We start from the raw sequence: 24642 nt of genomic DNA on the forward strand, positions 1-24642 counted from the left end.
AGCTGACCCGCCCGCCGGGGGACCCCTCGGGGGGCGGCCCCCCGGTCGGCTCCCGCCGTCGGCCCGGGGTCGGGGGGGCGGGGTTTTCCGTCGTATAGGTGGGGGGGGGGGGGGGCCGGCGGCCCCCGCGGCCGGCGACGTACTAGGAGGCGACGATGTTCTCCGCCTGCGGGCCCTTCTGGCCCTGCGTGACGTCGAAGGTCACCTTCTGCCCCTCGAGAAGCTCACGGTACCCACTGCCGGAGATGTTCGAGTAGTGGGCGAAGACGTCGGGGCCGCCGCCGTCCTGCTCGATGAAACCGAAGCCCTTTTCGCTGTTGAACCACTTCACGGTGCCACTGGCCACGGTCGAACTCCTCGATCAGATAAATGGAATCGCGCCACGCGAGGTGCGGGCCCGGAGGTGATCGCCATGGTCCGAGAAGCGCTGTGGACAGCAAAATCGCCCGTGATCGCGATCACGGGCGAACGAACGTCGAGCCACGACTACTGGGGAACGACCGTACCCGAGCAGGGTTCGCCGCGCCATGTCCCCGACCAAACAGTCACGAGCGCAACACCGGCTCGGGGGTCCGACAGCGCCCATGGGCACGGATTTCGGTCGAACTCCCGGAGTGCGCACCCGTCTGCCGACGGTTCGACGAAATTCCGGCTATCCCTCCCCCGCTCGTTGGGCCATGCTTGGTCGGTCAGGGGGGATCGGTGCGAACGGGCGCAAGCCCCACCGATCGGGCACCGCACGAGGAGCCACGAAACCTGTGACCACACGGCCGAACCACGATTTCGAGGACCGTCGCACGTTCGAGGGCTGGGGCACCGTCCCCTGGCCGCTGCTGCAGGCGAATGAGCTCGCCAGGCTGGATCTGCCCCGTAACCCCGCCGCACGCGTCGTCGCGCGCGTGCGCGGCCGGGACTGTGACAACGAGAACGTCGTGCGCGCGCTGTACGACGCACGCGATTCAATGCCCGACGGCGCCGGCATCGAGGAACTCCTCACCGCCCGCGGCGACCGACACGTCTGCTCGGGATGCGACGCCCGCACCGAGCAGGTGACGACGCGATGCGGCGACGGCCGGAATCTGTGTCCGGCCTGCCTGACCGTCACGATGATCACTCTCACCCAGGCGAGGGCCCGCGAGGAACGGGCCCGGCAGGCCGCGTGGGCGCGCGAGGTACTCGCCGACCCCACGTCGACGTGGGTGCACGTGGACGCGACGCCCGGGAGCACGGCACCCGACGGGCGATCGGGCCCGGCCGCCGCCGCCACCGTCACCGTCACCGCGATCGACCGCTCGCGGACACCCCTGCCGCCGCTGTCGATACCCCTGGTCACCGTGTCCCCGCACGCCCCCTCGCGGGCCGCCGCGAGCCGGCAGACGCACCAGGCCCTCACGAGCCGGGACACGGACGAGACCGTCGCCTCGACGTGGCGAGGGCGGCGCCTGATCGTCTGGGACCACGGCCACGGACGGATCCTGACCGCCTGGTCCGAGCGCGTCGAAGTGCGCTTGCGCTGCGACTACCAGGACATGCTCCACCACCGACTGCCCGCCTGGCGCGGCCTGGTCGACGCCACCGGGAATCCCGTGCGCGAATGCCTGCCCCCGGGACGCGCCGACCGGCTGTACGTCGCCACCGCCCGCATGGCCGCCGGCCCCGACCCCGCCACGTCCGACCCCACCGCGACCGGCCACACCTCGGACGCCCCGCCCGACTGACCCCCCGAACTCCTCGCGCACCGCGCGTAGTTACCCCGGCCGACCGCCACCCAGCAGTTCGTCGCCCAGCGGCGCGCGACGGTACAGCACGTGCCGTCCGTCGCGCGCCCGGGAGACCAGGCCGGTGGCGTGCAGCACGCGCAGGTGCTGGGACACCGCGCTCGGGGTGACACCGAGCCGGCGGGCGATCTCGACCGTGGGCAGCGGCTCGTCCAGGAGGCCGAGCAATCCCGCCTTCGGCGCACCCACCAGGGACACCAGAGCGGCCGGGTCGGCGACGGGCGAGCGTGCCCACAGCGTCGCCACTCCGCGGCTGGGGTAGGCCAACGACGGCGGTTCCTCCGGGCTGACCGGGGGCGCGGGCTTGTGCACGAACACCGACGGAACGAGCAGCAGGCCCCGGCCCGACGCCGCGACGTGATGCCGGCCGATCATCTTGTCGATCTCCAGCACCCCGTGGTGCCAGCGCAGATTCGGGTGCATGTCGGCGAACAGCAGGCGGGCGCCGCCCACGGCCAGTTGCCGCGCGCGGTAGGTCATGTCCGCCTCCAGCAGCAGGCGCATCCGCGGCCACGTCGGCTCGACGGCGATCTTCCAGTACCGCCGCAGGAGTTCGCAGATGGCGTCGCGGAGCGCGAGCACGGGCGCGTCGTCCTCGGCACCGGCGTCGAGCAGCGCGGCCGGCAGCGGGTCCGGGGCGTGCGTGGCCGACAGGTCGCGCCGTACCAGATCCGCGGGTGTGCGTCGCACGACGGCCAGTTCCTCGTCGAAGCTCGCCGCGAAGGTCGCCGGCCGCGGCGTCAGGAAGTCGGGGAGGGTAAGCCTGGCCGCGACCAGCGACATCAACAGTTCGGTGTCGAGCGCTCGAATCCCGCCCAGAACCGCTCTGCGCCACGGCAGGTGCAACGCGGCCAGTCCCGGCTCGCGCAACACCCGCAGACTGACCACGGTCTCGTGCAGGGGCGAGAGGGCGAACCGCGTGTCGGCGAGATCCTCGACGCCGAGCTCGTAGCTGATCATTAAGCCATACGCTACATCCATTGGCGGCGTGGCACGGGTGCCGTGAACTGCCACGCATGACACACGCAGCCCGCCCCCGGCCCCCGGTGCCCTCCCCCGGCACGACCCGCCGCGTCGCCGACACCGTGGACGCGCGCGAGTCGGTGGAGGTGCGATGAGCCGCGGCCTGGTCCTGATCCTGTCTCTGACCTGCGCCGTCGGCGTGGGCAACATCTACTTCCCGCAGGCGATCAGCCCACTGATCGCCGCCGGACTGCACGAGTCCCCCGACGCCGCCGCGCTGGTGGTGACCGCGACCCAAATCGGCTACACCGCCGGGATCTTCCTCTTGGTGCCGCTCGGCGACCGACTCCCCCATCGCGCCTTCCTGGTCACCCTGCTCGCCCTCTCCGGCGTCGCCCTCCTGGCCGCGGGCTGCGCCCCGACCCTGCCGCCCCTGGTCGCCGCGAGCGCCCTCGTCGGCGTCACCACCGTGGCCGCCCAGATCGTCGGCCCGCTCGCGGCCGGGCTGGTCGCCGCCGAGCGCCGCGGCGCGATGATGGGCACCCTGCTCAGCGGCTCGATCGGCGGCATGCTGCTGGCTCGCACCTTCGGCGGGTCACTCGGCGAATGGCTGGGGTGGCGCGCGCCCTACCTGGTGGCGGCGGTCCTGGTGCTGCTGCTCGCCGGCGTCCTGGCGCGCATCCTGCCGAAGACGGTCCCACCCTCGCGCCGGCCGTACCCGGCCCTCCTGGCCGAACCCCTGCGCCTGCTGCGCACCGAACCGGAGTTGCGCCGCTCCTGCTTCCATCAGGCGACGATCTTCGCCGGGTTCTCGGCCGTGTGGACCTGCCTGACACTCCTGCTCACCGGCCCCACGTACGACCTGGGCGCCCACGCGGTGGGAATGCTCGCGCTGGTCGGCGCGGCAACCATGGTCTGCACCCCGATCGCCGGACGCCTGGTCGACCGCAGGGGACCCGACACGGTGAACCTGGTCTGCCTGCTCGCGGTCCTCGGCTGTGCCCCGGTCCTCGCCGCGGGCGCCGTGGGCGGCACGCCGGGTCTGGTCGCCCTGGTGCTCGGCACCCTGCTGCTCGACATCGCGATGCAGTCCGGCATGGTCGCCAACCAGGCCCGGGTGTTCGCGCTGCGCCCCGACGCCCGCAGCCGGCTCAACACCGCCTACATGACCTGCGCCTACCTGGGCGGCAGCGCGGGTTCCTGGATCGGGGTACAGGTCCACGACCGAACCGGATGGCTTGGCGTGTGTGCGTTCCTGACGTTCCTCGCCGCGCTCGCCCTGGCCCGCCACCTCGTGGCGCCGCGCGGCCGAGGATCCCGCACGAGCCGTTCGTGCCGGACGGACCGCGCCGGCGACGCCGGAGGAGATCTACCGGAAGTTGCCCGGCGCGCCCGGCACACTGGCCTGGATCGGACTGCACCAACCGGCCGAGGCCCAGCGTCCGGTGAAATCTGACAGCACTTATATAAGTGCTGTTATGATTCCCGCATGCCCCAGGACCACGCACCCGATCCCTCCCGGCACAGCCACTGGCGTCCTCTACGGCTGCTCCAGGCTTCGATGGACGCGGACATCGCCCGGCTGTACGCGGAGAAGCGCATCGACGGGCTCAAGCCGAGCTTCGTGATGGAACTGCTCCGGCTGCACGCCACCGGGCCGATGACCATCACCGAACTCGCCGAGTCCGTCGGCCGGACCCATTCGGCGCTCAGCCAGAAGGTGTCCGCGATGCGCGCGGCCGGTTGGGTGCGGACCGTCGCGGGCGAGGACGCGCGCAGCAAGAAGGTGACGCTCACCGACAAGGCCCGCGACATCGTCGGCCGACTGGCGGCGGAGTGGCGGGCCACCGAGGCCGCCATCGCCGAGATCGAGGCGGAGATCCCCTACCCGCTCACCCGCGTCGTCACCGACATCGAACAGGCCCTCGAACGCAAGAGCTTCCACGACCGGATCGCCGAGAAACTGGCGCAGGACCCCGCATGGGAGTGAGGCACGCGCTGATCGACGTGTCCCCGCTGCGCACGTCACCACCGTTTCGACGGTTGTGGATCGGTCGGACCCTGTCCGGCCTGGGCAGCCAAATGGCGGTTGTAGCGGTGATGTTCCAGGTCTGGCAGACGACGGGCAGTACCGCCTGGACCGGTGCCGTGGGTCTGGCCCAGGCCCTTCCGATCGTCGTGTTCGGACTCTTCGCCGGGTCGCTCGTCGACCGCGTGGACCGGCGGCGGTTCTATCTGCTCACCACCTGCGGCCTGGCGTCGTGCTCGCTGCTGCTCGCCGTCCAGGGCTTCCTCGGGCACCTCCCGCCCACGGGCGTGCTGCTGCTGGTCGCGCTGCAATCCTGCTTCGTGGCCGGCAGCGGCCCGGCGGCCCGCACCTTCATCCCGCACCTGCTGCCCAGGGAGCAACTCGCGGCCGGGCTGGCCCTGAACGGGATGTCCTTCCAGGGCGCCATGCTGGTGGGCCCCGCACTGGGCGGGCTGATCGTGGGGGGATTCGGCGTCGGCACCTGCCACCTGATCGACGCCCTTACCTTCCTCGCGGCGATCCACGGCGCACTGGGCCTGCCCAAGATGAGCCCCGGTGACGAGCAGGTGCGCCCGGGTCTCCGAGGCGTGCTCGACGGCCTGGCCTTCCTGGTCCGTACCCCCGTCATCCGCGGAGCGCTTTTGACCGACCTCGCCGCCACCGTGCTGTCGATGCCGATCAGCCTGTTCCCGTTGATCAACGCCGAGCGGTTCGACGACAATCCACGCACCCTCGGACTGTTCCTGACCGCCATCGCCGTCGGCGGCGTCATCGCGTCCGTGCTTTCCGGAGCCTTCACCCGACTGCCTCGCCCCGGCCTGGTGATGCTCGGCGGATCCGTCGCGTGGGGCGGGTCGCTCGCACTGTTCGGTCTGTCGCCCAACCCGTGGGTGGGGCTCGGCTTCCTGGTCCTGGCAGGTGCCGCCGACACCGTGTCCGTCATCTCCCGGAACACCATCGTCCAGTTGCACACCCCGAACGAGTTCCTCGGCCGGGTCGGCGCCGCCGAACAGATCGTCGGACAGGCCGGGCCGGACATCGGCAACCTGCGCGGCGGTCTCGTCGCGAACGCCACCTCGGGTACGGCGGCCCTGATCAGCGGCGGCCTCCTGTGCGTCGGCGCGGTCGCCCTGGTCGCGACGGCCACACCGGGCCTCCGCCGATTCGCGACAACGCCTGCCGGTCCGGCCGCGCTCACCAAGTCCTGATCGGCAACTCGGCGGCGCCACACCGAACTTCGTGGGTAGGCTTCCGGCCGGCAGGTGACCGTCGCGGCGTACGGCAGGTCGGCCGGAGGCCCACCCGGAACGCGGCGGGTGACCTGGGCTCGGGAGGCGGCGCACGGCGGATGAACCTCAGCTCGCGAGTTCGCCCCGCACTCCACCCGGGTTCGGCCCGGTCGAGACGGGGAGCACGAAGACCATGGTGAGCCCGCCACCGGGCGTGTCCTCGGCGGCCAGCGAGCCGCCCATCGCCTCGGCGAAGCCGCGCGCGACGGCAAGTCCCAGGCCCACACCACGACTTCGCGGGGCGTCTCCGTGCCGCGCGAACGCCTCGAAGACCCGGTCCTTGGCGTCGTCGGGCAGGCCGGGACCACGATCGACCACCCGCAGTTCGACCCGGCCGCGGACCGTCCCGGCCACGACCGTCACGGGCGTGTCCGCCGGAGTGTGCAAAACCGCGTTCTCCACCAGGTTGGCCATCACCCGCTCCAACAACTCCGCGTCGGCCCGAACGGTCGGCAACGTCTCCGGAATCGACACCCGCACCCCCGACCTCGCGGCCCGCGCCACCGCCCCCGGGATCACCTCGTCCAGCGCGATGTCGCTCGGCAACGGGTCGACCGTGCCCATCCGCAGCCGGCTCATGTCGAGCAGATTGCCGATCAACCGGTCGAGCCGATCGGCGCCCGCCTCGATCGTGGCGAGCAACTCGGCCCGGTCCGCCCGCTCCCAGTCGACCTCCTCCACTCGCAGACCGGACGCCCCGGCCTTGATCGCCGCCAGCGGCGCCCGCAGGTCCCGGGCCACCATGGCGAACAACGCGGTGTCGACCCGGTTGCCCTCGTCGAGCCGACGCGCCTCCGCCGCCTCGGCGACCAGGGCACCCCGCTCCAGGACCAGCGCCGCCTGCGCGGCGAACGCGCCCAGGACGCGGCGCGTGTCCGCGGGCAGCGGGCGGCCGGACAGCACCAGCACGAGCGACTCGTCCACCGCGACCTCGACGTCCGCCGTGTCGGGCCGCGCCGGCGGATCCACGCCGACCGACCCGACGCTCTCCCAGGACCCGCGGGGTCCGTCCCGGCGCAGCAGCGAAACGGATCGCATGTCGAAGGTCACCCGAACCCGCTCCAACAGCGCGGGCAACGCCCGTTCGCCCCTGAGCACGCTCCCGGCGAGGAAGCCGAGCGTCTCCGCCTCGGCCCGACCACGTTCGGCCTGCTGGGTACGTCGCGCGGCGAGGTCGACGACCGACGCCACCGCCAGCGCGATCACCACGAAGACCACCAGCGCGAGCACGTTTCCCGGCGCGGCGATGTCCAGGGTGTCCAGCGGCGGCGTCATGTGGTAGTCCATGAACAACGAGCCGAGCACGGCGGTGGTCACCCCCTGCCACAGGCCGCCGAACAGCGCGACCGCGACGGTCAGGGCCAGGAACAGGAGCATGTCGTGGGGCAGCGCGGCGTTGCCCCGGATCGGTACGAGCGCGGCGGTCAGCGCGGGTGGTCCGAGCAGCGCGACCACCCAGGCCGGCACCGCTCGCCCCCGGGCGGTGACCGTGCGCCTGGGTCGGTCGTCCCGCCCGCGACCGGCGTACTCGTGGGTGACGATGTGGGTGTCGATGTCGCCGGCCCGGGCCGCCACGGTGGCGCCCACGCCCGGACCCAGGACGAACTGCCAGGGCTTGCGCCGGCTGCTGCCGAGCACGATCTGCGTGGCATCCTCCCCACGGGCGAAGTCCAGCAGGGCGCCGGGTACGTCGTCGCCGACGACGGAGTGGAACGTGCCGTCGAGCGAGTCCACCAGCCGGCGCTGACGGGCCAGGTCGGCCGGTGAGGATCCGGACAGGCCGTCGCTGCGGGCCACGTGCACGGCCAGGAGTTCCCCGCCCGGGCCCCGACCCGCGATCCGCGCCGCCCGCCGGATCAGCGTGTCGCCCTCCGGCCCGCCGGTGAGCGCCACCACGACCCGTTCCCGGGTCGGCCACATCGCGTCGAACCCGTGCCGGTTGCGGTGTTCGCGCAAGTACTCGTCGACCCCGTCGGCCACCCACAACAGGGCCAGCTCGCGCAGCGCGGTCAGGTTGCCCGGGCGGAAGTAGTTCGCGAGGGCGGCATCGGCCCGCTCGGGGGTGTACACGTCCCCGTCGGCGATTCGGCGGCGCAGCTCCTCGGGAGTCAGGTCGACGAACTCGATCTGATCGGCCCGACGCACCGCGCCGTCGGGCACGGTCTCGCGCTGGGGGACGCCGGTGATCGACGCGACCACGTCGTTGAGCGACGCGAGTTGCCGCACGTCGACCGTGGAGATCACGTCTATCCCGGCGTCGAGGATCTCCTCGACGTCCTGGATCCGCTTCTCGTTGCGCGATCCCGGCGCGTTGGTGTGCGCCAGGTCGTCGACCAGCGCCACGCGCGGTCCGCGGGCGATCACCGCGTCCACGTCCATTTCGGTGAACTCGCCGTCATGGTGGACCAGTTCGCGTGGCGCGACGATCTCCAGGCCGACCAGCATCTCCTCGGTGAGCGGCCGGCCGCCGCAATCCACGACGCCGACCACCACATCGGTTCCCCGGAGGAGCCGGCGATGGGCTTCGTCGAGCATCGCGTACGTCTTGCCGACGCCGGGCGCCGCGCCGAGGTAGACCCGCAACGCGCCGCGCCGCGAGGTGTTCGTCTTCGGGACGGATCCGCTCACCTCCGCGGTGGCGCGCTTCGACGACTTCCGGCACCGGCCGTGTCCGTATGGCACCCGCGCTCAGCCCTTCCGTTCGTCCGCTCGCGGCCGGGTGAGGGCCGGGGTCGAGCGTGCCGACCCCGCTCGTGCACCGACCACCCGCCACCCGGTAGTTCCGACGACCGGGCTCCGGACATTGTCGTGGACGAACGCGCCGACCACCGCCGGGTGGAGCCGGCCGGCACGACCGCGGGCGCGGCAACGTCGGCACGGCCGGGCCGGATCGGATGGGTCCGGGCCGGGGCCCGCGTCGGCGGAGCCGACGGGACGACGGGCGAAGCCGGGGCGGATTACGCTCGTTCGAGTCTCGCGGGTCGGATCCGGGTGCGGCCACGGCGCGCGGTCGCGCGTCGGTGCCTTCGGGTGCGCGCGCACCACCCGGTGCGCGCGCACCACCCCCACACGCCCTGCCACGCGAGGGGGTTCGGGTGGTGGAGTGGCAGCCGGGCGGCCACGCGGCCGCCCGGAAGGAGCGGCGTGCGACCGACCGGGGCGGACCAGGATGCACCCGTCGTCACCGGCGCGGTGGGCGGCAACGACCGCACGGTGCGCACGGCCATGCGGCCGCGCATCGCGGGGGGATCCCGCCGGCGTCACCTACCCCGCGTCATCGCCGACGTTGTCGCGTCCCCCGTCTCCGATCACATCCCTCGTATCACCCGCACCGCCGCCATGTCGACGACGGTGCGTCCCCGCGCGGCCGGCACCACCGGCCGCACGACCCCCGGGAGCGGATCATGTCCCACGACCTGGCACACTGGCTCCTGACCACGTCCCGGCACGTCCTGCGGGCCCGGTCCACCACCCCTCTTCCGACCCAAGTCCCGCTCGGTCCTGGGCAGTTCACCCGAGCCGCGCATGCGGCCGCGAGAACACTGCGCGACGCCGACCCGCGCTGGTGCGTCGTCGGCGCCCTGCCCTTCGACGAGGACACCCCCGCGGCGCTCGCGCTCGGCCGGGTGACGGCCACACCCCGGCAGCGCCGGCCGGGCCCACCGGCCGTACCGACCGGACCCCATCGCGTCGACACGCGGGGGGAGGCGGCCTATGTGGGAGCCGTCGCCAAGGCCGTGCGCCGTCTGCGGGCCGGCGAGGCCCACAAGGTGGTCCTGGCCCGGACGCTGACCCTGCGCCGCGACATCGACCCCGTCGCGACCCTGGCCCTGCTGGACCGTCTCCACCCACTGGCCCATCTCTTCCACGTCGCCCTCGACCCGCCGGGCACGCCCGGCGCCCGAGCGCTGCTGGGCGCCTCTCCCGAACTACTGCTCACCCGACAGGGCGACCTGCTGGCCCTGAACCCGCTCGCCGGCACCGCCTCCCGGCACCGCGACCCCGTCCGCGACCTGGCGGCGGCACACGCGCTCGCCGGCTCCGTCAAGGAGCTGCGCGAGCACGCCCTGGTCGTCGACGAACTGCGCCGCGTCCTGCATCCGCTGTGCACCCGCCTGCACATCCCCGACCGACCCCGGCTCAAGGCCGCCGGACGCCTATGGCACCTGTGCACCCCGATCCGCGCCCGGCTGCGCCGGCCCGCGCCCACCGCGTTCGCGTTGGCCGCCCTGCTCCATCCCGCCCCCGCGGTGTGCGGCCTGCCCCGCGACGCCGCGCACACGCTGATCCGCCGACTGGAGACCCGCCCCCGCGACTACTACGGCGGTCTCGTCGGCTGGACCAACCGCCACGGCGACGGCCAATGGGTCGTCGCCCTGCGCTGCGCGCAGACCGACCCGGACGGCGTACGCCTGCACGCGGGGGCGGGCATCCTCGCCGAATCCGATCCGAGACGCGAACTCGCGCAGACCAGGGCCGAGTTCACCACCATGCTGGACGCCCTGCGACCGACTCCGGCCGTCCTGAGCCCCAGCGCCGCCTTCCGGTGATCCCCGAACACACCACTGCCCCGGCGCGGTTCCCGGGCACGAACACGGGGCCGGGTCCGCCGTGGGATCCATCGACGGCACGCCCGGCTTCCGCGCGCAGCCGACCCCGGAGGCGGGCGAGCCCCGGGGCGGCGGCGCGCGAAAGCCGCGTCCGTGTGCCGGTTGCTACGCCTTGGGAGTCTGCGAGATGCGCACCATGTTGCCCGAGGGGTCCCGGAACGCGCAGTCGCGCGGGCCCCAGGGTTGGTCGATGGGCTCCTGGAGCACCTCGGCACCGGAGGCGCGCACCCTCTCGAAGGTCGCGTCGAGATCGTCGGTGCGGAACACGACCATCGGCAGCACACCCTTGACGAGCAGTTCCTGCAGGGTGTCCCCGTCGGCCTCGGACCGGCCGGCGTGCGGCACCGACAGGACGAGTTCGGCGTCCGACTGGGAGGGGCTGCCGAGCGTGATCCACCGGATCCCGTCCGAGCCGACGTCGTTGCGCACCTCGTAGCCGAGTCCGTCGCGGTAGAACGCGAGCGACTCGTCCACGTCGTTGACGGTGATGTGGCAGTACTGGAGTGAAATGGTCATGCGAACAACGCTAGACGGCGGTGCCGGGAGCCGCTTCTCCAATCCTGACGGATGACTCCCTGGTCGGCCGGGTGCGCACCTTGGCCACACACGTGGGCATCGCCAGCACGGCCTCGTGGTCCGCCGCGCGGTACGCGCTCGGCGTCATGCCCACCAACTCGGTGAACCGCGAGCTGAACGAGCCCAGCGAGGTACAGCCGACCGCCATGCACGCGTCGGTCACACTCATGCCCTCGCGCAACAGCGCCATCGCCCGCTCGACCCGACGGGTCATGATGTAGCCGTACGGCGTCTCGCCGTAGGCCGCCCGAAAGGCCCGGGAGAAGTGCCCCGGCGACATCAGCGCGTGGCGGGCCATGGTCGGCACGTCCAGCGGACGCGCGTACTCGCGGTCCACCAGATCCCGCGCTCGGCGCAGGTGCGCGAGATTGGCAAGGTGTTGCTGGTCCATGCCACGACCCTACCGCCGCATCCCGACAGCCCCGCCGACCTGCGTGAAAGCGGCTCGGCGGGGTTCGTGCCCGGGCGATCGCGGACCCGCCGCCGGCCCCGTCGCGCACCCGCGCGATCGGGCCGGGCGGCCGGTCACGGTCTCAGGCGTCCACGGCCGACCGGGAGTCGTCGGTCGTGAACGCCGCGGCGTGGTCGCGGACGAAGTCGGCGATGTCGCGCGGCGGGCGACCGAGCAGGTCGGCGACCGTACCGGAGGTGAAGTCCCCCCACCCGGAGGCGTACGCCTGCGCGTACTCCTCGAGCATGTCGACGATCCACGGCGGAACGCCGTAGCCGAGCAACGTCTCGCGCTTGGCCGCGTCGCCGACCGGCAGGTACGCCGTGGGTCTGCCGAGAACCCGGCCGGTCTGCTCGGCGACCTCGTCGAAGCTCAGCGAGCGCGGGCCGGTGAGGGTGTACGTCTGGCCGTGGTGGCGATCCGGGTCGTCCGACAACACGCGGGCCGCGCACGCGGCGATGTCGCGTGCGTCGATCATGCCGATCCGAGCCGAGGCCATGTTCAGCGCGAACGTGCCGCCGGCACGAATGTCGCCGGCCTCGTTCAGCAGGTTCTGCATGAACCAGTGCGGGCGCAGGATCGTCCAGCGCATGCCGCAGCGTTCGGTCTCCCGGTCGGACAGCGCGTGCAGCCTGCCGCTGCGGTTCGGCGCGTCGTGCGCCGCGCCGACCACGGACAGGCGTACGACGCGCTCCACACCTGCCCGGCGGGCGGCCCAGAGCAGGTTCATGTTGTTCTCCGGGGCGCGCGGACCGTTCGGGGTGAGCAGCCACAGGTCGTGCACACCCTCGAAGGCGGGCGGCAGCGACCGGGCGTCGTCGAGGTCGGCGACGAAGACCTCGGCGCCCTGCTCGCGCGGGCCGTCCGCCTTGCGTTCGTCGTGCACGAGCGCGCGAAGCGCCACGTCCTTCGCCGTCAGCGTGTTCAGCAGTGCGGTGGACACGGTTCCGGTGGCTCCGGTGATCAGCACGGTGCGCGTCATGTTCATTCTCCCTTGGCGGTGGCGGGGATACGGAGCAGGTCACGGACGACGTCGGGGGTCAGTTGCGCGGCGGCGACGGCGGTCAGCGCGAGCACGAACCCGAAGCACTGCCACGGGGTGAGCGACTCGTCCAGGAACAACCAGCCCAGGAGCGTGGCCACCACGGGCGAGAGCAGGGCCAGGAACGACACGGCGACCACGGGCAGCCTGCCGATGCCCTGGAACCAGACCAGGAAGGAAAGCAGTGCGCCCACACCGGACAACCACGCGTAGCCGCCGAGCGCACGAGCGTCCAGTCCGGACGGAAGTCCTTCGAAGACGAGCGCGAGCGGCAGGAGCACGAGCCCACCGGCGGTGAGCTGCCACGCGGCGATGGTCGCCGGCCCGACGCCGTCCGGACGCCCCCAGCGTTTGGTCAGGACGATCCCGCCTGCCATCACGCCGGCGGCCGCTATTCCGGCCAGGACGCCGAGCAGGTCGAAGGAGAGCCGGCCGCGCAGCACGATCAACCCGACGCCCAGCACACCGACCAGCCCCCAGCCCAGCCGCCAGCCGGTGGGCCTCTCGCCCAGGAGCAGGTACGCCAGGCCGACGACGAGCAGCGGCTGGACGGCGGTGAGGGTCCCCGCGACGCCACCCGGCAGGCGGTAGGCGGCCACGAACAGCAGGGCGAAGAGCGCGCCGATGTTGAGGGTGCCGAGCAGCAGGGAGCGCCACAGCCACGTGCCGTGCGGCAGTCGCCGGGTGACGGCGAGCAGGATCAGCCCCGCCGGCAGCGCGCGGATCACTCCGGACACCAGCGGATAGCCGACCGGGAGGAACTCGGTGGTGACCAGGTATGTCGTGCCCCACGTGGCCGGTGCGGTCGCGGTCAGCAGGGTCAGTCCCAGCGTGCCGCCGGGCGGGGACGCACGTCCCGTTCCGGACCGGCTTGGGTCCCGGAGCATCAATTCTCCTTAACGTTGAACTATTCAACGTTGGCGAATGTAGCTCCCTGTTAGGATGACGTCAAACAGTTTCACGTTAAGAGGTTCTGGGAGGCGGCAGCCCGTGGAGGACAACGTCGACTGGCGGATGGACCAGTGGCGGGTCGAGCGGCCCGACATCGACCCCACGCCGATGGGCGTCGTGGCCCGGATCCAGCGCGCCTGCCGACTGCTCGAGCGGGAGCTTCGCGACCACTTCGCCACGCACGACCTGCAGCTTTGGGAGTTCGACATCCTGGGCACGCTGCGCCGATCCGGTCACCCGTACCGGCTCACCGCCAAGCAACTCGTCGAGTCGTCGATGGTCACCTCCGGGGCGATCACCAACCGGATCGACCGTCTCGTCGCGAGGGAGATGGTGACCCGCGAACTCGATCCGCTCAATCGGCGCAGCGTGCTGATCACCTTGACCGACCGTGGCCGCGAACTCATCGACGGCGTCGTCGTCGACCATGTCGACCTGGAGGCGAGACTCCTCGCGAAACTGAGCGACGGCGACCAGGAACGCCTCGCCGGCCTCCTGCGCCAACTCCTCAACAGCCTCGGCGACCATGCCCCCGGCAACCCCCTGAAAACCGACCGACCCAACGCGTAGCCCCCACGCGGGAGTACGGGCGATCCGCCGCGGAACACGGGTCGATCTCACGAACGTTCGGGTATGCCACGCTTGTGGGGTTCGGCGTGGGATGCTCCGCGAGGGGTGCCCGTCGTGGCCGGTGGCGACGGCGCCGAGGGTGGATCAGATGTCGAGGAAGCGCACGTCCTGGGCGTTGTGTTGGATGAACGAGCGTCGGGCCTCCACGTCTTCGCCCATCAGGACGGCGAACAGGTCGTCGGCCAGGGCGGCGTCGTCCAGCGTGATCTGCCCCAGCACACGGTGGTCCGGGTCCATGGTCGTGACACGGAGCTCCTCGGCGTTCATCTCGCCGAGCCCCTTGAAGCGTTGGATGGTGTCGTCGCGCAGACGCTTGCCCTGTCGCCGACCGATTTCGACGAGGGTGTCGCGTTCACGGTCGGTGTAGGCGTACTCGCTGTCGTCCCGGCTCCACTTGATCTTGTAGAGCGGGGGTCGGGAGAGGTAGATGTGTCCGGCTTCGATCAGGGGCCGCATGAAGCGGAAGAGGAAGGTCAGCAGCAGGGTGTTGATGTGCCGGCCGTCGACGTCGGCGTCCGCCATCAGGATGATCTTGTGATAGCGGAGCTTGCCGAGGTCGAAGTCCTCGTGGACCCCGGTGCCGAACGCCGAGATGAGCGCCTGGATCTCCTGGTTGTGCAGGATCTTGTCGATGCGCGCCTTCTCGACGTTCAGGATCTTGCCGCGAATCGGCAGAATCGCCTGGTACCGGGGGTCGCGGCCGGACTTCGCGGAACCGCCGGCCGAGTCGCCCTCGACGATGAAGATCTCGCACGCGTCGGCCTCGGTGGACTGGCAGTCCGCGAGCTTGCCGGGAAGCGCTGCGGATTCCAACATGCCCTTGCGGCGGGTGAGATCACGCGCCTTGCGGGCGGCGACACGGGCACTCCGGGCCGCGATCGCCTTGCGGACGATGTCCGCCGCTTCGTTCGGGTTCCGGTCGAACCAGTCCGCCAACTGCTCGTGGACCACCTTGTGGACGGACGTCCGCGCCTGCGTGTTGCCCAACTTGGTCTTGGTCTGGCCCTCGAACTGCGGCTCCGCCAACTTCACCGAGACGATCGCCGTCAACCCCTCGCGCACGTCCTCACCGGAGAAGTTGTCGTCCTTGTCCCGCAGCAGCCTCCGCTCTCGGGCGTAGCGGTTGACCACGCCGGTCAGCGCGGTACGGAATCCCTCCTCGTGCGTGCCGCCGTCGTGGGTGTGGATGGTGTTGGCGAACGAGTACACGCCTTCGTTGAAGCGGGTGCTCCACTGCATCGCGACGTCCACGGACAGGTGTTGCCCCGTGCCCTGGGCCCGGAGGGAGATGACCGAGGGGTGTACCGGGTCGCCCCTGCGGGAGTTGAGGTGCTGCACGAAGTCGACGATGCCGCCCTGGTAGCGGTACGAGACCGATCGGGCCCGGTCCGCCCCCGCCTTCTCGACACCGTCGTCGCCCGAGCCCGACGGCGCCCGCGCGCCCGCGCGTTCGTCCGTCAGGGTCAGGGTCAGGCCCTTGTTGAGGAAGGCCATCTCCTGGAGGCGGCGGGCCAGCGTCTCGAAGGAGTACTCGGTGGTCTCGAAGACGTTCGGATCGGCCCAGAAGGTGAGTGAGGTGCCCGTGTCGGTCACGCCTTCGTGCCGCGCCAACGGCGCGGTCGGCACACCGTTGCGATATCCCTGACTCCACCGGTATCCGTCGGCGCGCACCTCCACGAACAGGCGCGTGGACAGGGCGTTGACCACCGACAGCCCCACTCCGTGGAGCCCGCCGGAGACCGCGTATCCGCCGCCGCCGAATTTGCCGCCGGCATGCAGCACGGTCAACACGAGTTCGACGGCCGGTTTCCGCTTCTCCGGGTGCAGACCCACGGGAATGCCACGCCCGTTGTCCATCACCCGAACGCCGCCGTCGCCGAGCAGCGTCACGTCGATCCGGTCCGCGAAACCGGCCAGGGCCTCGTCGACCGAATTGTCCACGATCTCCTGCACCATGTGGTGCAGGCCGGGCTCACCGGTCGAACCGATGTACATGCCGGGCCGTTTGCGAACGGGGTCCAGCCCCTCCAGCACGCTGATCTCGTTGGCGCCGTACGCCACGCCCTCCCCGCCGTCGCCGGACGTGGGTGCGGGGGCGGCGGCCGAGCCGGGGGCGCGGACGGCGGTGGGATCGAGGGAACCGTCGGCTTCGGACTCGGTGGCGACGGAGAGGATGCCGGAATCAGTCACAAGGCACTCTTTTCTGGCACTACAAGCCGCGCTCCCGCCGGGCGGCGGGAGCGTACGTGTCGTCGGGTGGAGCCGGCCGCACGCGGGCAGGCCGAACAAGGCCCTCCAGGGGCGGTACTCCTCAAGCGAGAACGGGCTCCAGCATACCGATCGCGCGCTCATCAAACAGGCATGGAAGCCGTTTCATCATCGATCCAGGATCCAAAAATACCGACCGACAAGTCCCCCCACGCTGAAATGCTCCCAGGCCCGCAGATCGCCACACAGAGCCTCGATGGACAACGGGCAGAGCACCCCTGAACCCGACTCCCAGTGCCCCTTCGCAGGCCGCCGGAGGGGCCTGGGAGCCGCTGGTTCCCCCTCCCGAAGGTGACGGGACCTCCTCCGGACGCCGGCCCGTGAACACGCAACGAGAGGCCGGGAAGGAGGAACCCGACAAGGCGTCCGAGAGCGCCGTCACCCGGCCACCGAGCCCGCGTTGCGGTCCCGGTCGAGACGCGTTCCACATCTCGACCACCTCGTCGACGGTGCGCTTCGCGGACGCGAGCTTCCTCGACGCGCAGATGGCGGTCACGACCTGTGTCGCCACCACCTCCTCCGGCATCAGCCCCCGCACGGCGAACCGACACGCCCCGCAGCGATAGACATCGCCCTCGACCTCGAACCGCAGGCGCTCGTCACAGGTCGCGCACCACACCAGTCCCGCCGGCAGAGCTGCCTGGTGTGCCGGTCAACTCATCCGAGCCTTGATGTGGTCGATCACCTCGGTGAATTCCTCGGTCGGCGAGAAGTCCACGTACTCGCAATCCTCCAGCGCCTCCGGCACGTGACCGGGTGCCCAATAGAACGCCTGGCCCGCCTCGTAGATCTCGTTCCCGTCCTTCGTGCGCATCCTCAGCCGCCCCTTGAGCAGGTAACCCCAGTGCGGGCACTGGCACATACCGTCGGGCAGTCCTTCGAGCCCCGGTGCCATGTCGGCGCCTCGCGGGAATCGCACGAATGCGACGGACATCCCACCACCGACTTCGCGCATCCGAAGTTCGACACCGTCGCCTTCGATCGCAACGGGTGCGTCGTAACGTGTCGTTGCCGTCATGGCTCCTCCATGTGGCGATGGGCGCGGTGGCGGTGGGCACGCGCTCGGACGCACCGAACCACCGAGTCGACGACCACGCCCATCGGACCGCCGGAAACCGGCACCGACCCGGTCACGGACCGCGGTCGACACGGCCACAAGCCGTCTCGACCGCGGCTGCGGTGCAGCCCCTTCCAGAGTGACACTGCGCGAGGAAGTCGGCGACACGCCGATGCCACCTCGGTGATCGTCCCGGGACTACCCCGGTCGCTCGGCCATCGGCATCCGCCCAGCCCGTGCGAGATGCCACGAACGGTGAGCGAGAGCTATCCCCCGGCGGCGACGACGTGCGTGCGCCGTCGACGATCCGTTCCCCTCCGATGCAGCCGACCGCCGACCGCCGACCGCCGACCCATCCTTCAGCCTTCGCCTGCCTCGTACGGCGGTGACGGTCGGTTCCTGAAGCCGTCCAACCTGTCGATGACCAGGTGGAGTTCCCGTGCGCTTCGACGCGACAGAGCCGACGTCAGGGTGTCGAGGAGAGCGCGGGCTTCGAGGGGATTTCCGCAGCAGTACCAGTGCGCGTTGCCCCACTCGTAGTCGTGCCACAGTTCGCGCTCGGAACGGCCGACGTGGTTCCTCCACAGACGCACGGCCGCGCCGACGTCTCCCGGTTGCAGGTAGTTGCGGGTGCGTTCGAGCCGGAAGATCTCGGACATCGCCCGTGCGGACAGTCCGTCGATCGCCGTCCTCTTCCCCGGTGCCCGCCGACGCGACATGCCGGCCCGGACGTATCCCGGCCGCCTACGCGGCATGGACCTTTCGGTTCGTCGTCATGCCACGCATGCTGCCACGACCACCCAACACATCACCCACCCGACCCCCGAGTTCGCCCCGGCCCCGGCCGGATCAGGGCACGACCCGAGCGCCGCGGGATCTCGGGGGCTTTGCTGGCGGTGCTCGCCTCGACCGACGGTTGGGCGCGACGTGCCGCGGGCCACCTTCCTACCACCGGCGCCGCGCCCGGCGCACCCGGTGTGCCACCGCGACTGCGGGGCCGGTCGGCGGACCGGCCCGGGGTCGGGCGGTAGCCACTCGGTTGGTCGGGCGCGCGTTCGAGTGGGACGTGACCGCCGCACGCCTTACTCGCACATCCACGCGCTCTGTCGCCGGTCCCGGCCGTTGACCACCATGAGCGAACGCCGCCGATCCGGGCTCGCCCCGGCCGTGCGAGGCGATATTCGAACTCCCCTCGACCGGCCCCTCCCCAGGTGCGCCCGGTCGACCTTCGGCGACTGGAACTCCGCTCGCCCTGAGGAAAGTTGGGAACCAACGCGTGAACATCGGCACGAAGGTCAAAGCCCAACAGGACATCGGTGAGGGCCTGCAGCAGCGAGTGCCCCAGGGGACGGAAGGAGTGGTGACCGGCAAGGCGTTCGGCGGAAGAATCATCGTCCGGTTCGTGCTGCCCGGAGTCTTCGGCGGTACCCGCAGCGTCGACGTTCCCGTCGATCCCACACAGGTCGTGACCGTGTGAAGCTCGAATTCCGACCGGGTCCGAGGGCGCCACCACGGTTGCTTTCCGGGCCGGGCCGCAGGCACCGCGACGATTCGCGGCGCGCTGCGGGCCGAACGGTGCTCTCGGATGAGCGGCCCCGATCGTGCACGGACGAACCTCGGCCCGATCCCGGTCAGCCGATCCCGGATCGACGTCTGTACCCGGACGTACCGGCGCGCCGCCACCGGCCAAGGAGAGTCGAGCGGGGGCTTCAGCCCTCTTCCGGGAGGCTCTGCCACGCGTCGCCGTCGCTGAAGAGTTCGTAGCCGTGCTCCGCGGCGATTTCCCGGGCATGCGCCCGGCTACGGATCACCGTGTCGTGCCGGTTGCTGACCACCTCGCCGTGAACGCCGCCGTCCTCGACCACCTCGATCGAATATGTCTCGTACACGACGTGCTCGGCCGCCTCCGAGTTCCAGACCACATGCATGCTCGTCGCCAACGAAACTCATCCTCCGAGGGTTTGGCCCTGCGCCAAGGTCGACTCTGCACGGGAGTTCCCCGCCGGTTGTGAGGGTTCCAGTCCACACCTCCGGCCGGGCCGTGACGCTCCGCAGGCGGACGGTCCGCCACTCCATCGGGTGAACACAGGGCGGGTGCGCGCCGGCGACACCCCGGACGCCGACGATGCGGTTGTCCCGGCGATCGCGGGACGGCCGGATCCTCGTGTGGCCTTGAGGCGGCCGTACCGCAGGCGTGTGGGGTCGCCCCGGGCTGTCGGTGGCGACCCCACACGCGAGTGGGCACGGCGCACGCGCCGATCAGAGCGTTCGTGGTCGGACTCGCGGCTCACTGCCGTCCGATCACCGCCGTCCGAAGAGTCGCTTGAATCGGCCCGGCCGGGATCCGGCGGGCGGCGCGGCGGATGCGGAGGGCGCGACGGGCGCGGCATCGTCCGTGCCCGCGCCGGCCTTCGCGGTGCGATCGTCCGTCGGTGAGCGCACGCCCTCGTCCGGCTCGTCCGATGGCTCGTTCTCGTCCTGATCGGAGGTCTCGTCGGCCTCCCGGCGCTCCCGTTCGGCCAGATTCCGCGCCAGGCGCAGGGCGTGTTCGTCCATCCAGGCGCAGCAGAGCATCAGCGCGCAGATCGAGCGCAGGATCGTCACCTCGCGGTGTCGAACGCTCTCGGCGATGTTCACCAGCCGTTCCAGCACGAGTGCGCCGATGTCGTCGCGGGTGTCGGGGTGGGTCCACGCGACGGCGACCAGCGCGAAGCCGGCGGCCAGGCCGAGCGGGTGGGCGATGTCGCCGTCGGCCCGGGGGCGCAGACCGTATCGGGCGGGAGCCGCGGTGGGGTGATCCGGTTCGGTGGCCAAGACCCGCTCGAGCCGGTTCAGGCCCTCGGCCGGGCGGTCGGTCGCGCCGTACAGTTCGGCGACGTCCACGGCCAGGTGGGTGTCGAATTCGCGAGCCGGTTGGGCCTCCCAGACCGCCAGGGCCCGGCCGGGGCGGCCGTCGGCGCGCAGGGCGTTGCCGAGCATCACCGCGGGCATGTAGCCGGGGGCGATCCGATGCGCGTGTTCGGCGATACGGACCGCCTCGGCGGTGTCACCCATGCGCCTGACGAGTGCGGAGGTCATCACCGACAACAAGGCGTGGTCGGGGTGTCGGGCCGCGACCGAGCGCACGAGTTGCTCGAACGGCCGCAGTAAAAACCGCTGTTCCTCGGACGTCGGGTCGGGCAGGGATGCGATTGCGCGGGAGACCGCCTCCGCGAGCGCGTCCGGGTCGAGAAGTTGTGCCGGCTCCGTCGCGGCCGGCCAGGCCGCCGGGGTCCAGGGCGTGGTGGGGTCGAAGACGATGACCGAGGCGATCAGCCCGACGGCGGCGTCCCAGTCGCCGACCGCCGCCTCGACGTAGGCCCGGCAGACCAGCGTGCCCAGGTACATCTCCCCGTCGAGCGGGAAGGGCTCCCGGGCCGCCGCCGGTCCTCCCGGCCGTGGCACCCGCGCACGTTGCGTCGACGCCTGCCCGGCCCGACGAGGGCTCACCGTGCGCTGCCGCGACAAACCCCGCCGTCACGACGTCGCCCTCCTCTCACGCACGAGCGATCGGCCGGCTCCGTGCCCCGGCCGACAGGCGCCGGGGTCGGCCCTGCGCGGGGCCCGGACGAGCCCCCTTCCGCACCGACGCAGGCGGACACCGGGCAGCGCCGCCCGGTCGCCGACCACGTCGATTCCGGCCAGTACAGTACGTGGATGGCGAACCCACGCGAGCAGATTCTCGCCGAACTCGGCGTCAAGGCGACCATCGTGCCCAAGGTCGAGATCCGGCAACGGGTCGACTTCCTCAAGGACTACCTGCGGTCGACCCCGGCCAAGGGCTACGTGCTCGGGATCAGTGGCGGCCAGGACAGCACGCTGACCGGGCGGTTGTGCCAACTCGCGAGCGAGGAGCTGCGGGCCGAGGGACACGAGGCGGTCTTCGTCGCGGTGCGGTTGCCGTACGGCGTACAGGCCGACGAGCACGACGCGCAGATCGCGTTGGAGTTCGTCAAGCCGGACCGGTCGATCACGGTCAACGTCAAGCCGAGCGCGGACGCCGTCGCCGCCGAGGCGGCACTCGGCCTGCGGGAGCTGCTCGGCGACGAGCCCACGCTGCGGGACTTCGTACGGGGCAACATCAAGGCCCGCGAACGCATGGTGATCCAGTACTCCATCGCCGGCCAGCTCGGCCTGCTCGTCGTGGGCACCGACCATGCGGCCGAGGCGGTGACCGGCTTCTTCACCAAGTACGGCGACGGCGGCGTCGACATCACCCCGCTGACCGGTCTGACCAAGCGCCAAGGCGCCGCGCTGTTGCAGGAGTTGGGCGCACCGCCGAGCACCTGGGAGAAGGTGCCGACCGCCGACCTCGAGGACGACCGGCCAGCGCTGCCCGACGAGGTGGCCCTGGGCCTGACGTACGCCCAGATCGACGACTACCTGGAAGGCACCGACGTCACGCCGGACCTGGCGGCGAAGGTCGAGTCGGTATACCTCGCGACACGACACAAGCGGGCCGTCCCGGTCACGCCGCTCGACGACTGGTGGCAGGGCTGATCCGGCACGGCAACCGCCGGCGATCGTCCGGAGCGCTCGGGTCGCTCGGGTCGCTCGGGTCGGCGTTGCCGGCAAGCGCCACGCCCACGTCGTAACCGTCGCCGCCGCCCGGGCCGGCCCTTCCCCGGTGCCGGCCCGAACGAGGGGCCGATTCCGCCGTCGCCCGATAAACGGGCGACGGCGAATCCGGGGTGGGTCAGTGGTGCATGCCGGGCATCGCCGACGTGCTCGGCGTACCGGGGATGCTCGGCGTCGCGCCGCCCTTCCCGCCGAGGAGTTGTTGCATCTGCCGGATCTCCGTCGCCTGGGAGGTCTTGATCCGTTCGGCGAGCCTGCGGGCGTCGGGGTTGGTGCCCTTGGCGAGTTCGGTGTCGGCCATGGCGATCGCGCCGTTGTGGTGGGCGATCATCATGGCGAGGAACTGCCTGTCGAACTCGGCGCCGGTGGACGCCTTGAACGTGGTCATGTCCGCGTCCGACATCATGCCGTCGCCGTGGGTCATGCCGCCGGGTGCGGCCGCGGGCTTGCCCCAGCCGGCCAGCCAACCCTTCATCTGTGCGATCTCCGGGGCCTGTGCGGCCTCGATCGCGGCCGCGAGCTTCTTCACCTCGGGGTCGGCCGCCTTGGCCGGGGCTTCCTTGGCCATCTCCACGGCCTGTTCGTGATGCGGGATCATCATCTGCGCGAACATCACGTCCGCGTCGTTGAACGCACCCGCCGATACCGGGGCGGAAGTGCTCGGCACGGCCTGGGGGTTCGCCGGGGCCGAGGCCGACGGCTTGTCCATGCCGTCCATGTCGTGACCCTTGTCGTCGCTGCCGCAGGCGGCGAGGACGAGCGCCGCGGTGGTGGCGGTCGCGGTCAGGGCGATGCTGCGGGACAGTCGTTTCACGGTGGTTCGTCTCCTGGAGGTACCCGGGTCCGCGCGGTGCGACGGCCCGAGGATGCGAAAGAGGGCGCGACGTCACGGGCCGTGGCTCGTGACCGAGCGGCGGCCTATATGCGCAGTACCTGCAGGAGCGAGAGTTCCGCTGGCCCGGGCGGGGGCAGGCCCGACACGAACCGCGCCGCTCGCGCCCGCGGGCGGAACGCGGGCAGATCGCGAGCGCGGCGAAGGGCGAGCAGGGCCAGCGCCGTGGCGAGCGCGCCGAGGCCGGCGAACAGGACCGCCAGGCACATCGAGGCCGGGTCGGTCCCGTGCTCGGACCCGTGCTTGTCACCGGACCCGTCCCCCGGCGCGCAGTCACCGCGCGGGCACGCCTCCCCGTGACCGATCGCGGGTTCGTTCGTCACCGCATGATCCGCGTCGGCCGCGACCCGCTTCCCGGCGACGGACTCGGCACCCGACGCGACGACGGGCTCGGCTCGCGACGCGACGCCGGACCCGGCAACGAACGCGACGCCCGCGGCCCCGCCGGACCCGGAACCGGACACCCCTCCGGACCCGACAGCGGCGCTCGCCGGGTGGCCCAGGGTGTGCATGCCGACCACACCACACGCGAGGACGACGAGCAGAATCCACCGGGTGAGCACACCGACCCGCCGGTTTCGCCCGCGGGAGGCGGATCGGGTCGTGGGGACCACGTCGCTCACCTCCCGTCTCGCGTCGCCGGCGTACCGACGCCCGCGCCGGCACCGGTCGCGTCCCATGGTGCCGGCTCGGCGATGTCCCGCGCCGACAGGGCGTACTCGGAAGGACTGTGCCGCCGACCGCGCGATCGACCGACCCTGCCGCCGACCGCCGGCGCTGTTCCCTCCCGCCACCGCCCTGGCCACGACGCCCACCGAACCGGCGTGCCGGGGCCGAACGCAGCGTCCACGACCGGGTGTCGGCGCCTCACCCGGGTACGGCCAGGACCGTGCGCAGCGTCGCGGCGATGGTCTCGCCCGCGGCGGCGCGATCGAGGCGGCCCGCGTCGACCTCGTCGGCGGCGGTGTGGATCAGGCCGTAGTACGCCGCGGTGAGCCACGCGGCGGGCAGGTCGGTACGGATGTCGCCCTCGCGCCGACCGCGCTCGACGAGTTCGTCGACCCTGGCCAGGACGTGGGCATGCTGCCGGCGCAGGTTCGCCTCGCCCAGTGCCTTCAGGGCCGCCGTACGCAGGCCCCGGCAGCGGTCCAACACCTGCCAGCCCTCGCGGGCCAGTCGGGTCAGCGCCTGCGGGGCGGGTCCGACGGTGATCCCGGCGTCGTCCATCGCGGCGTGCAGTTCGCCCAGGACCTCCTTGATCGCGGCCTCGATCAACACCTCGCGGGAGCCGAAGTGCCCGTACAGGGTCACCCGTCCGACCCCGGCCGCTCGCGCGATGTCGGTCATCGTGACATCGGGATCGCGCGCGAAGGCGCCGATCGCGGCGGCCAGGATCGCGGCGATGTTGCGTTCGGCGTCCGCCCGTCGACGTGTGCCGGGTGGTGGTGTCGCGCCCATGGTGGTCAACCCTACGGTCGGGAACGTGGTG

The 24642-nt window shown here is 71.6% G+C and carries 24 protein-coding genes; 9 read left to right on the forward strand and 15 right to left on the reverse strand.

All coding sequences use genetic code 11. From position 1 onward, the window contains the following. Positions 1 to 142 precede the first annotated feature (142 nt). Complete coding sequence (locus tag ACIBSV_RS20020) at positions 143 to 346, reverse strand: cold-shock protein (RefSeq protein ID WP_331771990.1); 204 nt, start codon at positions 344 to 346, stop codon at positions 143 to 145. Between the two features lie 412 nt (positions 347 to 758). Between ACIBSV_RS20020 and ACIBSV_RS20025 the strand changes: the two genes are divergently transcribed. Then, complete coding sequence (locus ACIBSV_RS20025) at positions 759 to 1718, forward strand: hypothetical protein (RefSeq protein ID WP_395864746.1); 960 nt, start codon at positions 759 to 761, stop codon at positions 1716 to 1718. Positions 1719 to 1748: 30 nt separating this feature from the next. Here ACIBSV_RS20025 and ACIBSV_RS20030 read toward each other — a convergent pair whose 3' ends face one another. Further along, positions 1749 to 2738, reverse strand: coding sequence for an ArsR family transcriptional regulator (locus ACIBSV_RS20030; protein ID WP_395864748.1), 990 nt, complete (start codon positions 2736 to 2738; stop codon positions 1749 to 1751). 154 nt (positions 2739 to 2892) lie between these two features. Here ACIBSV_RS20030 and ACIBSV_RS20035 point away from each other — a divergent pair, with 154 nt between their 5' ends. From ACIBSV_RS20035 to ACIBSV_RS20045, 3 genes are read left to right on the forward strand one after another with little or no spacing between them, the layout of a single operon-like run. Next, entirely contained in the window at positions 2893 to 4197 is a 1305-nt protein-coding gene (locus tag ACIBSV_RS20035) for an MFS transporter (RefSeq protein ID WP_395864750.1), read from the forward strand. A gap of 33 nt (positions 4198 to 4230) precedes the next feature. After that, complete coding sequence (locus tag ACIBSV_RS20040; RefSeq protein ID WP_395864752.1) at positions 4231 to 4731, forward strand: MarR family winged helix-turn-helix transcriptional regulator; 501 nt, start codon at positions 4231 to 4233, stop codon at positions 4729 to 4731. After that, a complete protein-coding gene (locus ACIBSV_RS20045; RefSeq protein ID WP_395864754.1) occupies positions 4722 to 5978 on the forward strand; it encodes an MFS transporter in 1257 nt (418 codons plus the stop codon). Before ACIBSV_RS20040 ends, ACIBSV_RS20045 begins: the two co-directional genes overlap by 10 nt. 147 nt (positions 5979 to 6125) lie before the next feature. On the opposite strand, the gene ACIBSV_RS20050 is transcribed toward ACIBSV_RS20045, so the two are convergent. Beyond that, complete coding sequence (locus tag ACIBSV_RS20050) at positions 6126 to 8594, reverse strand: ATP-binding protein (RefSeq protein ID WP_395865270.1); 2469 nt, start codon at positions 8592 to 8594, stop codon at positions 6126 to 6128. Positions 8595 to 9463: 869 nt separating this feature from the next. On the opposite strand from ACIBSV_RS20050, the gene ACIBSV_RS20055 reads away from it, so the two are divergent. Beyond that, positions 9464 to 10609: an isochorismate synthase MenF gene (locus tag ACIBSV_RS20055; RefSeq protein ID WP_395864756.1), complete on the forward strand. Its 1146-nt coding sequence runs from the start codon at positions 9464 to 9466 to the stop codon at positions 10607 to 10609. A 165-nt stretch (positions 10610 to 10774) separates the two neighbouring features. On the opposite strand, the gene ACIBSV_RS20060 is transcribed toward ACIBSV_RS20055, so the two are convergent. The 4 genes from ACIBSV_RS20060 to ACIBSV_RS20075 form a co-directional block, all read right to left on the reverse strand. Continuing rightward, positions 10775 to 11185, reverse strand: coding sequence for a VOC family protein (locus tag ACIBSV_RS20060; RefSeq protein ID WP_395864758.1), 411 nt, complete (start codon positions 11183 to 11185; stop codon positions 10775 to 10777). Between the two features lie 10 nt (positions 11186 to 11195). Continuing rightward, positions 11196 to 11636 carry a helix-turn-helix transcriptional regulator gene (locus ACIBSV_RS20065; RefSeq protein WP_395864760.1) on the reverse strand — a complete coding sequence of 147 codons (441 nt, stop codon included), beginning with the start codon at positions 11634 to 11636 and terminating at the stop codon, positions 11196 to 11198. A gap of 142 nt (positions 11637 to 11778) precedes the next feature. Next, positions 11779 to 12678, reverse strand: coding sequence for an SDR family oxidoreductase (locus tag ACIBSV_RS20070; protein WP_395864762.1), 900 nt, complete (start codon positions 12676 to 12678; stop codon positions 11779 to 11781). A gap of 2 nt (positions 12679 to 12680) precedes the next feature. Continuing rightward, complete coding sequence (locus tag ACIBSV_RS20075) at positions 12681 to 13625, reverse strand: EamA family transporter (RefSeq protein ID WP_395864764.1); 945 nt, start codon at positions 13623 to 13625, stop codon at positions 12681 to 12683. A gap of 103 nt (positions 13626 to 13728) precedes the next feature. Here ACIBSV_RS20075 and ACIBSV_RS20080 point away from each other — a divergent pair, with 103 nt between their 5' ends. Beyond that, entirely contained in the window at positions 13729 to 14259 is a 531-nt protein-coding gene (locus ACIBSV_RS20080; RefSeq protein WP_395864766.1) for a MarR family winged helix-turn-helix transcriptional regulator, read from the forward strand. A gap of 144 nt (positions 14260 to 14403) precedes the next feature. Here ACIBSV_RS20080 and gyrB read toward each other — a convergent pair whose 3' ends face one another. Beyond that, positions 14404 to 16494 carry a DNA topoisomerase (ATP-hydrolyzing) subunit B gene (gene gyrB / locus ACIBSV_RS20085; protein WP_395865272.1) on the reverse strand — a complete coding sequence of 697 codons (2091 nt, stop codon included), beginning with the start codon at positions 16492 to 16494 and terminating at the stop codon, positions 14404 to 14406. A 413-nt stretch (positions 16495 to 16907) separates the two neighbouring features. On the opposite strand from gyrB, the gene ACIBSV_RS20090 reads away from it, so the two are divergent. After that, positions 16908 to 17153 (forward strand): hypothetical protein, encoded by a 246-nt coding sequence (locus ACIBSV_RS20090; protein ID WP_395864768.1) that lies wholly within the window; start codon positions 16908 to 16910, stop codon positions 17151 to 17153. Positions 17154 to 17239: 86 nt separating this feature from the next. On the opposite strand, the gene ACIBSV_RS20095 is transcribed toward ACIBSV_RS20090, so the two are convergent. Together ACIBSV_RS20095 and ACIBSV_RS20100 are read right to left on the reverse strand one after the other, a co-directional pair. Next, the gene (locus ACIBSV_RS20095; protein ID WP_395864770.1) at positions 17240 to 17605 is read right to left on the reverse strand and encodes a hypothetical protein; all 366 of its coding nucleotides are present in this window, start codon (positions 17603 to 17605) and stop codon (positions 17240 to 17242) included. Positions 17606 to 18003: 398 nt separating this feature from the next. Further along, a complete protein-coding gene (locus ACIBSV_RS20100; protein ID WP_395864772.1) occupies positions 18004 to 18303 on the reverse strand; it encodes a hypothetical protein in 300 nt (99 codons plus the stop codon). A 617-nt stretch (positions 18304 to 18920) separates the two neighbouring features. On the opposite strand from ACIBSV_RS20100, the gene ACIBSV_RS20105 reads away from it, so the two are divergent. Beyond that, positions 18921 to 19121, forward strand: a complete 201-nt coding sequence (locus ACIBSV_RS20105; protein ID WP_395864774.1) for a hypothetical protein — start codon at positions 18921 to 18923, stop codon at positions 19119 to 19121. Between the two features lie 232 nt (positions 19122 to 19353). Here ACIBSV_RS20105 and ACIBSV_RS20110 read toward each other — a convergent pair whose 3' ends face one another. Both ACIBSV_RS20110 and ACIBSV_RS20115 read right to left on the reverse strand, forming a co-directional pair. Further along, positions 19354 to 19584, reverse strand: a complete 231-nt coding sequence (locus ACIBSV_RS20110) for a hypothetical protein (RefSeq protein WP_395864776.1) — start codon at positions 19582 to 19584, stop codon at positions 19354 to 19356. Between the two features lie 361 nt (positions 19585 to 19945). Then, positions 19946 to 21088 (reverse strand): hypothetical protein, encoded by a 1143-nt coding sequence (locus ACIBSV_RS20115; RefSeq protein ID WP_395864778.1) that lies wholly within the window; start codon positions 21086 to 21088, stop codon positions 19946 to 19948. A gap of 252 nt (positions 21089 to 21340) precedes the next feature. Here ACIBSV_RS20115 and nadE point away from each other — a divergent pair, with 252 nt between their 5' ends. Beyond that, positions 21341 to 22183 (forward strand): ammonia-dependent NAD(+) synthetase, encoded by an 843-nt coding sequence (gene nadE, locus ACIBSV_RS20120; protein WP_395864780.1) that lies wholly within the window; start codon positions 21341 to 21343, stop codon positions 22181 to 22183. A 196-nt stretch (positions 22184 to 22379) separates the two neighbouring features. Here the strand turns inward: nadE and ACIBSV_RS20125 are convergent, their stop codons facing one another. From ACIBSV_RS20125 to ACIBSV_RS20135, 3 genes are all read right to left on the reverse strand, one after another. After that, complete coding sequence (locus ACIBSV_RS20125) at positions 22380 to 23075, reverse strand: DUF305 domain-containing protein (protein WP_395864782.1); 696 nt, start codon at positions 23073 to 23075, stop codon at positions 22380 to 22382. A gap of 104 nt (positions 23076 to 23179) precedes the next feature. Continuing rightward, the gene (locus ACIBSV_RS20130) at positions 23180 to 23476 is read right to left on the reverse strand and encodes a hypothetical protein (RefSeq protein WP_395864784.1); all 297 of its coding nucleotides are present in this window, start codon (positions 23474 to 23476) and stop codon (positions 23180 to 23182) included. A 544-nt stretch (positions 23477 to 24020) separates the two neighbouring features. Next, positions 24021 to 24611 carry a TetR/AcrR family transcriptional regulator gene (locus ACIBSV_RS20135; RefSeq protein ID WP_395864786.1) on the reverse strand — a complete coding sequence of 197 codons (591 nt, stop codon included), beginning with the start codon at positions 24609 to 24611 and terminating at the stop codon, positions 24021 to 24023. Between the last annotated feature and the right edge of the window lie 31 nt (positions 24612 to 24642).

This window comes from Embleya sp. NPDC050154 (genome assembly GCF_044460165.1).
In the GTDB taxonomy this organism is placed as follows: Bacteria; Actinomycetota; Actinomycetes; order Streptomycetales; family Streptomycetaceae; genus Embleya.

What these genes read in the sequence shown, in the direction of transcription:
- ACIBSV_RS20135 (WP_395864786.1), bottom strand. Translation starts at nt 24,611, where the DNA reads ATGGGCGCGACACCACCACCCGGCACACGTCGACGGGCGGACGCCGAA.
- ACIBSV_RS20055 (WP_395864756.1), top strand. Translation starts at nt 9,464, where the DNA reads ATGTCCCACGACCTGGCACACTGGCTCCTGACCACGTCCCGGCACGTC.
- ACIBSV_RS20070 (WP_395864762.1), bottom strand. Translation starts at nt 12,678, where the DNA reads ATGACGCGCACCGTGCTGATCACCGGAGCCACCGGAACCGTGTCCACC.
- ACIBSV_RS20040 (WP_395864752.1), top strand. Translation starts at nt 4,231, where the DNA reads ATGCCCCAGGACCACGCACCCGATCCCTCCCGGCACAGCCACTGGCGT.
- ACIBSV_RS20100 (WP_395864772.1), bottom strand. Translation starts at nt 18,303, where the DNA reads ATGTCCGAGATCTTCCGGCTCGAACGCACCCGCAACTACCTGCAACCG.
- ACIBSV_RS20060 (WP_395864758.1), bottom strand. Translation starts at nt 11,185, where the DNA reads ATGACCATTTCACTCCAGTACTGCCACATCACCGTCAACGACGTGGAC.
- ACIBSV_RS20045 (WP_395864754.1), top strand. Translation starts at nt 4,722, where the DNA reads ATGGGAGTGAGGCACGCGCTGATCGACGTGTCCCCGCTGCGCACGTCA.
- ACIBSV_RS20095 (WP_395864770.1), bottom strand. Translation starts at nt 17,605, where the DNA reads ATGACGGCAACGACACGTTACGACGCACCCGTTGCGATCGAAGGCGAC.
- ACIBSV_RS20065 (WP_395864760.1), bottom strand. Translation starts at nt 11,636, where the DNA reads ATGGACCAGCAACACCTTGCCAATCTCGCGCACCTGCGCCGAGCGCGG.
- ACIBSV_RS20035 (WP_395864750.1), top strand. Translation starts at nt 2,893, where the DNA reads ATGAGCCGCGGCCTGGTCCTGATCCTGTCTCTGACCTGCGCCGTCGGC.
- nadE (WP_395864780.1), top strand. Translation starts at nt 21,341, where the DNA reads ATGGCGAACCCACGCGAGCAGATTCTCGCCGAACTCGGCGTCAAGGCG.
- ACIBSV_RS20075 (WP_395864764.1), bottom strand. Translation starts at nt 13,625, where the DNA reads ATGCTCCGGGACCCAAGCCGGTCCGGAACGGGACGTGCGTCCCCGCCC.
- ACIBSV_RS20050 (WP_395865270.1), bottom strand. Translation starts at nt 8,594, where the DNA reads ATGCTCGACGAAGCCCATCGCCGGCTCCTCCGGGGAACCGATGTGGTG.
- ACIBSV_RS20030 (WP_395864748.1), bottom strand. Translation starts at nt 2,738, where the DNA reads ATGATCAGCTACGAGCTCGGCGTCGAGGATCTCGCCGACACGCGGTTC.